Source organism: Mycobacterium sp. TH-M82, from assembly GCF_057473605.1.
Map to the genome: position 1 here is coordinate 1 of NZ_JBYCKY010000368.1, position 10,475 is coordinate 10,475.

Here is a 10,475-nt window from a genome sequence, read left to right on the forward strand (position 1 = left end):
GTAACCGCAGCAAGATCACCAAGGGGCCGGGTTCGCGGGCGGCTGGAATTGCCATGGCCTACAAGCTGATCGAGGCCGCCCAGTCACGCTGGCGCGCCGTGAACGCGCCGCATCTGGTCGCCCTGGTCCGCGCCGGCGCCACGTTCGAGAATGGCAAGCTCGTCGAGCGCCCCGACGACCAGGTCGCTGACGAAACCGGGGAGGAGGCCGCCTGAAAAAAATCCCGATCCACAGGTATTGACAATTGCTCGGCCCCGCTGCACCAGGAGCCTAAGCAGCGAGCCCTCGACGATGGGCACAGGTACAGCAGCGGACGCACCCGCCTGAACCAGCTCACCGCTGTTTCATGGTGAACGCGATCCGAAACGATGAGCGCAATCAGGACATTGGCGTCGGGCAGGGACTGAGGACGATCGCTCACGGCTGTTCGTCGTCGAGAAGGCGACGGACGTCGTCTGTGGTGACGATCGTGTCGAGTCCGACCTGCGGTAGTCGGGGAGGTTGATCGTCGTTTGCATCAGTACATCGTATGTGTGATGCAGTGATGCTCTCAGCGGTACCCACGCCGTCTCGCCCTGCCAACTCGGTCGAACCGAGTCGCGACACAGTCACGGAAGCGTATCCATTGTCGCATCACTGATCACAAGCGCCTCAACGATCACTATCGTCACATCAACCGTCTGTGAGGCGTCCATATGGCGTCCTGTCCCGGGGAAGGTGTGCGATGTCGTCGATCGCTCGACTCGTGTCGCTGTCGGCGGCGTCGGCGGCGGTGGTCGGACTCGTCGTCGCGTTGGAACTGGCACCACCGGCGGCCGCCGAGCCGTGTAGCCCACCCGAAGCCAACGTCGAACCGCCGGCCGCGTCAACCGGCGAGGCGCCACCGGGAGCGGCCCCCTCGCCCGGGCAACTGCCCATAGGGCGCATGCCGCGTGGCGCCAATGAGCATGCGCCGCTGCCCAGACTGGGGCCGCTGGTGTCTTCTCTGCTGCACCCTGGTGCTGGTAACGCCGCACCACTGCGGCAGCAGGCGGCCGCCATACCCCCCAATCCACCCGAAGTGAACAGCCAAACACCCCCGCCGGCCGCTCAGCCGGTCCCGGAACCGGCCGCGGTACCGCCCGCATCGGATCCCGGTGCCGCTCTCGGCGGGTCCAGGACGTCGCTCGTGGACTGGGTGAGCGGACCGAACAGCCCGAACAAGACCCTCGACCGTTTCCGAATCTCCGGGACCGACCTCGGGATCATGTGGGACAACGGCGATCCCATCAACCGCCAGGTACTGATCGCGTTCGGCGACACCACCGGCTACTGCAGCGTCCGCGGCCATCAGTGGCGATATAACACGATGTTCCGCAGCCAAGACCATGATCTGTCCGACGGGCTCAGCGTGCCGGCCGGCGTGGTGAACGACCGATACTCCGGCTCGCCGCTGTGGGCTCCGGGCCTGTCCAAACAGATCATCAGCAGCATCAGGCGGGCACCAGAGGAGACGTCGGTCATTCCGACCGCCGGCATCTCCGACGGCGGAAGGCAATACATCAATTTCATGTCCGTCGTACGCTGGGAGAATCACGGCGTGTGGCCGACGAACTTCTCCGGAATTGCGATGTCACCCGATAATGGCCAGAACTGGGGGATCTATCCCGGGAGCATCCGCACACCGGCGCCGGACAGCCTTCCGGGCGCCCGGTATGTTCCGGGAAACGAGAATTTCCAGCAGGGGGCATTCGTTCGATCTTCCGACGGTTACATCTACTCGTTCGGGACTCCGGGCGGACGTGGCGGTTCGGCGTTTCTGGCGCGAGTCCCGCCGGGTTCGGTGCCGGACCTCACCAAGTACCAGTACTGGAAAGCCGCCGAGGACGGAAGCGGATCCTGGGTTCCGGGCGACCCGGCGGCGGCCACGCCGGTGATCCCGGGCCCGGTGAGTGAGATGTCGGTCCAATACAACGACTACCTCAAGCAGTACCTGGTGCTTTACGGCAACGGCGGCAACAACATCGTGGCGAGGACAGCACCGGCGCTGCAGGGGCCGTGGAGTCCCGAGCAGATGCTGGTGTCGCAGGGGCAGATCCCCGGCGGCATCTACGCTCCCTTCCTGCATCCCTGGGCGACGGGGAAGGACGTGTTCTTCACTCTGTCGCTCTGGTCTGCCTACAACGTGATGCTGATGCATACCGAACTGGGATAACCTCGACAGCCGACGATTTCGTCAGGTTATGTCCCGCCCCGGAGGTGCCCGAGCCGGCGCAGCCGTTTGATGCGAGCCCACAGGACCGCTTTGGAGGTGTCGTACATCTGCAACTCGCGCATGCATTCATCCAGGCGGTGCGGGTTGTCCCGCAGGCAGTCGATGGCCTTGCTCAAATCGTCAATGATGGCCGACCCGTAGGCAGACTCAGCCTTGGCGACGGCGCGGCTCAGCAGGTCCGGGTCGTCCATCATGGCCAGGTCAATGACGTCGCGGCTGAACACCGCACGGTCGGCCCATCGGTCGGAGTTGGCCAGCAGCTTGCTAGCAGCCATGTCCAGGGCGGTCAGCGTCGCCACCCCACAGATGCTGTCGCCAGGACCTGGTGTCTCCAGGCCGATCCGCCCCTCGGAGACAATCTCGAACTTGATCGGTTCGCCGTCAACGTTGAGCAAGGTTCTGATGCCGTACTGATCGGCCACGACAGGCCGCAGCACGGCAACCGGCCGACGGGTCAGCGCGTTGAATCCTTCTGGCTGGCGGACCTTCTGCCGCAGCTCGCTGTACCCGGCACTATCGGAGACGAGGAAGTCGACATCCACAGATTCGCGGTACTCGCCGTAGCGCAGTGCGATCGCAGTGCCGCCACCCAGGTAGCACCTCGAAGCCGCCAGGAGTTCGGCGTCGAGCGCGTCGAGGACGCGGCCAACCCGAACGTGGTGCGTTCTGCTAAACAAGAAGGACTCCGCCACTGTGCGTGTCGGCCAGTTGCTGGACGAGGGCGCGCTCCTCGTCGCTCATTGCGGCTTGGTCCACGTGGCGCCAGTTGCGTTCGTAGAGCTGTAGCGCCTCGACACCGGTAAGTTCGGTCTCGGCGCGCAGCTGCCATGCGATCGCGTGCAGTTGCGGGAAGTCCCCCACGCGGACCGTCTCCGGCGCCGTTTGCACAGGTATTGCTTCACGCGCGTGCCGTCGGGGACGCTGCGCCTCGTCGAGTGTCAGCCGCAGGCCCAGGGCCTGCGCCGCGTTCAAGTAAGCACCGATCGTCACCGCTGGCGATCCAGCTTCGATACGGTGCAACGTGACCCGTGACATCCCGGCGGCTTCGGCGGTGGTCACAGCGCTGACACCAAGGGCCAGCCGTCGGCTGCGAAGCTCGCGACCGATCGCGGCCAGCACACCTTTGGTGTGTTCCGCGATGTCAGGGTTCCGCGCCGGCATGTATCTCATTATATACACGACGGCGGGTCAGGCGAACGTGCGTGTCGGCGGTCGACACGCCGGGGTGAGCACCGGGTTTACGCACTCTCGCGCCGGGACGGCACAGCGCCGTCAGATCCCCGATCCGGGATTGAGGATGCCCAGCGAGTCAGCTGGCGCAGGCCCGTCAGGAGTTCGGGTGGTTAGCCGGCGGGGCGTCGTCGGTGCAGCTTGGTCAACCCTGGTGCCCCCGACACGATTCGAACGTGCGACCTTCTGCTCCGGAGGCAGACGCTCTATCCCCTGAGCTACGGGGGCGCAGCACATACGGTGCGCCATTGGGCTTGCACAGACTATCGCATCATGGCCGCAGCCAGTCACCAGCACGGATTCGGGCGCCGACCACCACAGACCATAGGATGGAACCTCGTGACCCCCGCCGATCTGGCCGAGCTGCTCAAGATGACCGCCGCCGCGGTGCTGACCGAGCACGGCCTGGACCTGGCTGCACTGCCGGCGACGGTGACCGTCGAGCGGCCCCGCAATCCCGGGCACGGCGACTACGCGACCAACCTGGCGTTGCAGCTGGCCAAGAGGGTGGGCACGGACCCGCGTGAGCTGGCCGGCTGGCTGGCCGACGCGCTCGCCGACACCCGGGGAATCGCCTCGGCGCAGGCCGCCGGGCCGGGTTTCGTGAACCTGCGTCTCGAGGCCGCCGCCCAGGGTGTCGTCATCGACCACATCATCGACGCCGGCGCCGCATACGGCCACTCCGACGCGTTGGCCGGGCTCAGGGTGAACCTGGAGTTCGTCTCGGCCAACCCGACCGGCCCGATCCACATCGGCGGCGCCCGGTGGGCGGCCGTCGGCGACGCGCTGGGCCGACTGCTGTCTACCCAGGGCGCCCACGTGGTACGCGAGTACTACTTCAACGACCACGGCACCCAGATCGACCGGTTCACCAACTCGCTGATCGCCGCAGCCAAGGGCGAGCCGGTGCCAGCGGACGGCTACGCCGGCAGCTACATCACCGATGTCGCCGCGGCGGTGCTGGCCAAGGCGCCGGACGCGCTGAGCCAACCAGAACCGCAGCGGCACGAGACCTTTCGCGAGATCGGTGTGGACTCGATGTTCACCGACATCAAGGCCGCGCTGCACAACTTCGGCGCCGACTTCGACGTCTACACCCACGAAGACTCGATGCACACCAGCGGCCGGGTCGAACAGGCCATCGACAGACTGCGCGAGAAAGGCAACATCTACGAAAAGGACGGCGCAACCTGGCTGCGAGCCAGTGCCTTCGGGGATGACAAGGACCGCGTCGTGATCAAAAGCGACGGCCGGCCCGCCTACATCGCCGGTGATCTGGCTTACTACCTGGACAAGCGGGAGCGCGGTTTCGATCTGTGCATCTACATGCTCGGTGCCGACCACCACGGTTACATCGCCCGGCTCAAGGCCGCCGCGGCGGCCTTCGGCGACGACCCGGGCTGCGTCGAGGTGCTGATCGGTCAGATGGTCAACCTGGTCCGCGACGGGGCGCCGGTGAAGATGAGCAAGCGGGCCGGCACCGTGATCACCCTCGACGACCTGGTCGAGGCGCTCGGAGTGGACGCCGCCCGGTACAGCATGATCCGCTCGTCGGTGGATACCCCCATCGACATCGACCTCGATCTGTGGTCGTCGGCATCGAACGAAAACCCGGTTTACTACGTTCAATACGCCCATGCCCGACTGTGCTCACTGGCCCGCAACGCCGCCGAACTCGGCCTGATCGGTGACACCGGCCACCTGGAGCTGCTCACCGCCGATAAGGAGGGCACCCTGATCCGCAGTCTCGGTGAGTTCCCGACTGTGTTGAAAAGCGGTGCCTCGCTGCGGGAACCGCACCGGATCTGCCGCTACCTGGAGGATCTTGCTGGCGACTACCACCGATTCTATGACACCTGCCGGGTGCTGCCGCAGGGTGACGAACAGCCGACCGAGCTGCACACCGCGCGCCTGGCGTTGTGCCAGGCCACCCGCCAGGTCATCGCGAACGGGTTGGCGATCCTCGGTGTGACCGCCCCGGAGCGGATGTGAACGTCCACCCTGCCGGCCCCCGGCACGCCGAAGAGATCCCGCACGCAGACCTGCCGCTGCGGCCGCAGACGTCGCAGCAGTTGCTTGCCTTGGCCCCGAATGTGTGGCCGCGCAACGCTGAACGCGGCGACGACGGTGTCGTGCAGATTGCCGGGGTCAGGGTCACCGACCTGGCGGCCGACTACGGTACACCGCTGTTCGTGGTCGACGAGGACGACTTCCGCAGCCGCTGCCGGGAGATGGCCGCGGCGTTCGGCGGCGGTGGCAACGTCCGATATGCGGCCAAGGCGTTCCTGTGCGCTGAAATAGCGCGCTGGGTCGACCAGGAAGGCCTGGCGTTGGACGTGTGCACCGGCGGTGAACTCGCCGTCGCGTTACACGCCGGCTTTCCCGCTGAGCGGATCGCCTTGCACGGCAACAACAAATCGGTCGACGAGCTGACCGCGGCGGTCAAAGCCGGGGTCGGCCACGTCGTGCTGGACTCGATGACCGAGATCGAACGACTGGAGGTCGTCGCGGCCGAGGCAGGTGTGATTGCCGACGTTCTGGTCCGGGTCACCGTCGGTGTCGAGGCGCACACCCACGAATTCATCTCGACCGCCCACGAGGACCAGAAGTTCGGGCTGTCGCTGGCCGGCGGTGCCGCGATGGCGGCGATCAGGCGGGTGTTGGCCGCCGAGCACCTTCGGCTGGTCGGGCTGCACAGCCACATCGGGTCGCAGATCTTCGACGTCGCCGGGTTCGAGATGGCCGCGCATCGGGTGATCGGGCTGCTCCACGACCTGCACGCCGCCGCCTTGCTCGGCGTCGACAAAACCGCGCAGGTCTGCACCGTCAACCTCGGCGGCGGGCTGGGCATCGCCTACCTCCCGCACGACGACCCGCCGCCGGTGGCCGAGTTGGCGGCCAAACTCGGCGCCATAGTGCGCGACCAGTCGGCCGCGGCGGGCCTGCCAACGCCGCGGCTGGTGGTAGAGCCGGGGCGGGCCATCGCCGGGCCGGGCACTATCACGCTCTATCAGGTGGGCACTGTCAAGGACGTGGACATCAGCGCCACCGCCAACCGCCGATATGTCAGCGTCGACGGCGGGATGAGTGACAACATCCGCACCGCGCTCTACGGCGCGGAATACGACGTCCGACTGGTTTCTCGTGACACCGATGCGTCGCCGGTGCTGGCGCGCATCGTCGGAAAGCACTGTGAAAGCGGAGACATCATCGTGCGCGACACCTGGCTGCCGGATGACGTGACACCCGGTGATCTGGTGGCGCTGGCCGCCACCGGTGCCTACTGTTACGCAATGTCGAGCCGCTACAACATGATCGGCCGCCCCGCGGTAGTGGCGGTGCGCGACGGTCAGGCACGCCTGATGCTGCGCCGGGAAACCGTCGACGACCTGATCGGCCTGGAGGTGAGGTGAGCGTGTTCTCTGACCAGAGCCCGGTGGGTGTGGCTGTCCTGGGGTTGGGCAACGTCGGCAGTGAAGTCGTCCGCATCATCTCCGGCAGCTCCGAGGATCTGGCCGCCCGGATTGGCGCTCCGCTAGTGCTGCGGGGAGTCGGCGTGCGCCGCGTCGGGCCCGGCCGGGGTGTGCCGGTCGAACTGCTCACCGACAACGTCGAGGAGTTGGTGTCGCGTACCGACGTCGACATCGTCGTGGAGGTGATGGGTCCGGTAGACCCGGCGCGCAAGGCGATCCTGTCGGCGATCGAGCACGGCAAGTCGGTGGTCACCGCGAACAAGGCGCTGTTGGCCAGCTCTACCGGCGAGCTCGCGCAAGCAGCCGAGCACGCCCACGTCGACCTGTATTTCGAGGCGGCCGTCGCCGGGGCCATTCCGGTCATCCGGCCGCTGACCCAGTCGCTGGCCGGGGACACCGTGTTACGGGTGGCCGGAATCGTCAATGGCACCACCAACTACATCCTCTCCGAGATGGACGCCAGCGGCGTCGATTACCGCACCGCCCTAGCCGACGCCAGCGCACTGGGTTACGCCGAAGCCGACCCCGGCGCTGATGTGGAGGGCTACGACGCCGCGGCCAAGGCCGCGATCCTGGCTTCCATCGCTTTTCATACCAGGGTCACCGCCGACGACGTCTATCGTGAGGGCATCACCGACCTCACCCCCGAGGACTTCACCTCCGCGCGGGCTCTGGGCTGCACCATCAAGCTGCTGTCGATCTGTGAGCGGATTACCACCAGCGAAGGCCAACAACGGGTTTCGGCGCGAGTATACCCCGCGTTGGTGCCGGAGAGCCATCCGCTTGCCAGTGTCAGCGGTGCGTTCAACGCCGTCGTGGTGGAGGCGCGGGCAGCCGGGCGGCTGATGTTCTACGGTCAGGGTGCCGGCGGGGCGCCGACCGCGTCGGCGGTCACCGGTGACCTGGTGATGGCTGCCCGCAACCGGGTGCAGGGCGGCCGAGGCCCGCGCGAGTCAAGGTATGCGAAACTGCCCATCTCACCGATCGGGCTCATCGCGACCCGCTACTACGTCAGCATGAACGTCGCCGACAAGGCAGGCGTATTATCCTCGGTGGCAGCGGAATTCGCTAAACGCGAAGTCAGCATCGCCGAAGTGCGCCAGCAAGGGGTGACCGACGACGACGGCAGGCCGGTCGGTGCGCGAATCGTGGTCGTCACCCACCGGGCTGCCGAAGAAGCGCTGTTCGACACCGTAGCCGCGCTGGCTGATCTGGATGCGGTGCAGGCGGTGACCAGGGTGCTGCGAATGGAAGGAACCGGCCAGTGAACGCCGATAAGCCCTGGCCCGGCATCATCGCTGCCTACCGCGACCGACTGCCGGTCGGCGACGACTGGGCACCGGTCACGCTGCGCGAAGGCGGCACCCCGCTGATCCACGCGGCGCGGATTTCCGAACAGACCGGCTGCACCGTGCATCTCAAGGTCGAAGGACTCAACCCCACCGGATCTTTCAAGGACCGGGGCATGACGATGGCGGTCACCGACGCGGTGGCCCGCGGGCAGCAGGCGGTGCTGTGCGCCTCGACGGGTAACACCTCCGCGTCGGCCGCGGCCTACGCCGCTCGGGCCGGGATCACCTGCGCGGTGCTGATTCCGCAGGGCAAGATCGCGATGGGCAAGCTGGCGCAGGCCGTGATGCACGGCGCCAAGATCGTCCAGATCGACGGCAACTTCGACGACTGTCTGGAACTGGCCCGCAAGATGGCTGCCGACTTCCCCACCATCTCGCTGGTCAACTCGGTCAACCCGGTGCGCATCGAGGGGCAGAAGACCGCGGCCTTCGAGATCGTCGACACGCTGGGCGCCGCGCCCGATGTGCACGCGCTGCCGGTCGGCAATGCCGGCAACATCACCGCGTACTGGAAGGGCTACACCGAGTACCACGCCGACGGCCTGACCGACAGGCTGCCGCGGATGTTGGGCGCCCAGGCGGCCGGGGCGGCACCGCTGGTGCGCGGCGAGCCGGTCCGCGAGCCGGAGACCATCGCCACCGCGATCCGGATCGGCTCGCCGGCATCGTGGTCGGCGGCGGTCGGCGCGCAGCAGCAGTCCCACGGCCGGTTCCTCGCGGTCACCGACGATGAGATCCTGGCCGCCTACCATTTGGTGGCGCGCAGCGAGGGTGTCTTCGTCGAACCGGCGTCAGCAGCCAGCATCGCCGGCTTGCTTAAAGCCGTCGGAGACGGTTGGGTGGCGCGCGATTCGACGGTGGTGTGTACCGTCACCGGGAACGGCCTCAAGGACCCGGACACCGCACTCACAGACATGCCCAGCGTGGCCGCCGTGCCGGTCGACCCGGGTGCCGTGGTCGCGCAGTTGGGGCTGAGCTAGAACGAACGAAGGGCTGTTGGTGACCCAGATCCTGCCTGCCGGGCTGTCGGCCAGCGCTGTGGTGGCGGCATCCAGCGCCAACCTCGGCCCGGGTTTCGACAGCGTCGCAGTGGCGCTGAACTGTTATGACGAGATCTGGGTAGAGACAATAGATTCCGGACTGACAGTGGAAGTCACCGGCGAGGGCGCCGGGGAGGTGCCGAGCAACTCGGAACATCTGGTGGTCCGCGCCATCGAGAGCGGCCTGGCGGCCTGCGGTGCCAGCGCTTCCGGGCTTCTGGTGCGCTGCCGCAACGCCATCCCGCACTCCCGTGGCCTGGGTTCGTCGGCCGCAGCGGTAGTAGGTGGGTTGGCAGCAGCTAATGGTCTTGTCGCACAGGTTGATTCAGCCGGGCTAGCGCCGCTGTCCATCGGACAGCTCGTCCAGCTTTCGTCGGAGTTCGAAGGCCATCCCGACAACGCCTCGGCTGCAGTGCTGGGCGGGGCCGTGATTTCGTGGACCGACAGCGGCTCTGATCCGCCCGGTTATACGGCAGTGCCGCTGCGGCTGCATCCCGATATCCACCTCTTCACCGCGATCCCCCAGGACCGGTCGTTGACCGCTGAGACCCGGGTATTGCTGCCGCCGCTGGTCAGCCACTGCGACGCCCGGTTCAATGTCAGTCGCGCGGCTCTGCTGGTGGTGGCCCTGACCGAACGTCCGGACCTGCTGATGCCGGCCACCGAGGACGTGCTTCATCAGTCGCAGCGGGCGGCGGCACTGCCCGCGTCGACGGGGTATCTGCGGTTGCTGCGCCGCCGCGGTGTCGCAGCTGTGCTCTCCGGTGCCGGGCCTGCGCTTATGATGCTGAGCACTCGGGCGCGGCTGCCTGCGGAGGTGCTGGAGTACGGCGCCGCGAACAACTTCTCGGTCAGCGAGATGACGGTCGGCGACGGGGTTCGCTGGAGTTCCGGGGTCACAGTGCCGAGTTGAGTCAACCTCGGTTGCGGCGTGACAATGATGCAACGACTTTCCGGCGCAGGATACTAAATTTAGTCCCTGTTTCAATGGGCCGGCACCAACTGCTCGGGGCAGTACGATGCCGCGGCGATCTTCGCGAAGTGTGCCGCGTCTTCCATGGACATCCCGGGGTTGTGCGCCTGAAGCTCGCCGACCACCTGAAGGCCGCGCTGGCCCCGCTCGATC

The 10,475-nt window shown here is 66.8% G+C and carries 9 protein-coding genes, 1 tRNA gene and 1 pseudogene; 7 read left to right on the top strand and 4 right to left on the bottom strand.

The genetic code is table 11. The annotated features are described in order from the left end of the window. Positions 1-215: pseudogene (locus AC2VON_RS11435) on the top strand (IS256 family transposase); the annotation flags it as partial. A 509-nt stretch (positions 216-724) separates the two neighbouring features. After that, on the top strand, positions 725-2,194 hold the full coding sequence (locus tag AC2VON_RS11440; RefSeq protein ID WP_486953068.1) for a glycoside hydrolase family 183 protein: 1,470 nt from the start codon (positions 725-727) through the stop codon (positions 2,192-2,194). A 26-nt stretch (positions 2,195-2,220) separates the two neighbouring features. Here AC2VON_RS11440 and AC2VON_RS11445 read toward each other — a convergent pair whose 3' ends face one another. The 3 genes from AC2VON_RS11445 to AC2VON_RS11455 form a co-directional block, all read right to left on the bottom strand. Then, positions 2,221-2,931, bottom strand: a complete 711-nt coding sequence (locus AC2VON_RS11445) for a nucleotidyl transferase AbiEii/AbiGii toxin family protein (RefSeq protein ID WP_486953069.1) — start codon at positions 2,929-2,931, stop codon at positions 2,221-2,223. Next, positions 2,924-3,415 (bottom strand): helix-turn-helix domain-containing protein, encoded by a 492-nt coding sequence (locus tag AC2VON_RS11450; RefSeq protein WP_486953070.1) that lies wholly within the window; start codon positions 3,413-3,415, stop codon positions 2,924-2,926. The genes AC2VON_RS11445 and AC2VON_RS11450 overlap by 8 nt, the downstream gene beginning before the upstream one ends. Positions 3,416-3,636: 221 nt before the next feature. Beyond that, positions 3,637-3,712: transfer RNA gene (locus AC2VON_RS11455), tRNA-Arg, on the bottom strand. 111 nt (positions 3,713-3,823) lie between these two features. Between AC2VON_RS11455 and argS the strand changes: the two genes are divergently transcribed. The 5 genes from argS to thrB are packed head-to-tail and all read left to right on the top strand — an operon-like array spanning position 3,824 to position 10,262. Beyond that, the gene (argS, locus tag AC2VON_RS11460; RefSeq protein WP_486953071.1) at positions 3,824-5,476 is read left to right on the top strand and encodes an arginine--tRNA ligase; all 1,653 of its coding nucleotides are present in this window, start codon (positions 3,824-3,826) and stop codon (positions 5,474-5,476) included. A 56-nt stretch (positions 5,477-5,532) separates the two neighbouring features. Then, complete coding sequence (lysA, locus tag AC2VON_RS11465) at positions 5,533-6,897, top strand: diaminopimelate decarboxylase (RefSeq protein ID WP_486953074.1); 1,365 nt, start codon at positions 5,533-5,535, stop codon at positions 6,895-6,897. A 2-nt stretch (positions 6,898-6,899) separates the two neighbouring features. Then, positions 6,900-8,225, top strand: coding sequence for a homoserine dehydrogenase (locus AC2VON_RS11470; RefSeq protein WP_486953075.1), 1,326 nt, complete (start codon positions 6,900-6,902; stop codon positions 8,223-8,225). After that, entirely contained in the window at positions 8,222-9,289 is a 1,068-nt protein-coding gene (thrC, locus tag AC2VON_RS11475) for a threonine synthase (RefSeq protein WP_486953072.1), read from the top strand. The genes AC2VON_RS11470 and thrC overlap by 4 nt, the downstream gene beginning before the upstream one ends. 19 nt (positions 9,290-9,308) lie before the next feature. Then, positions 9,309-10,262, top strand: coding sequence for a homoserine kinase (gene thrB, locus AC2VON_RS11480; protein ID WP_486953073.1), 954 nt, complete (start codon positions 9,309-9,311; stop codon positions 10,260-10,262). A 71-nt stretch (positions 10,263-10,333) separates the two neighbouring features. Here thrB and AC2VON_RS11485 read toward each other — a convergent pair whose 3' ends face one another. Beyond that, complete coding sequence (locus tag AC2VON_RS11485; RefSeq protein WP_486953076.1) at positions 10,334-10,474, bottom strand: DUF732 domain-containing protein; 141 nt, start codon at positions 10,472-10,474, stop codon at positions 10,334-10,336. Position 10,475: the final 1 nt, after the last annotated feature.

Excerpts from the sequence above, each read along its gene's own strand:
- AC2VON_RS11440 (WP_486953068.1), top strand. The coding sequence starts at position 725 with ATGTCGTCGATCGCTCGACTCGTGTCGCTGTCGGCGGCGTCGGCGGCG.
- AC2VON_RS11450 (WP_486953070.1), bottom strand. The coding sequence starts at position 3,415 with ATGCCGGCGCGGAACCCTGACATCGCGGAACACACCAAAGGTGTGCTG.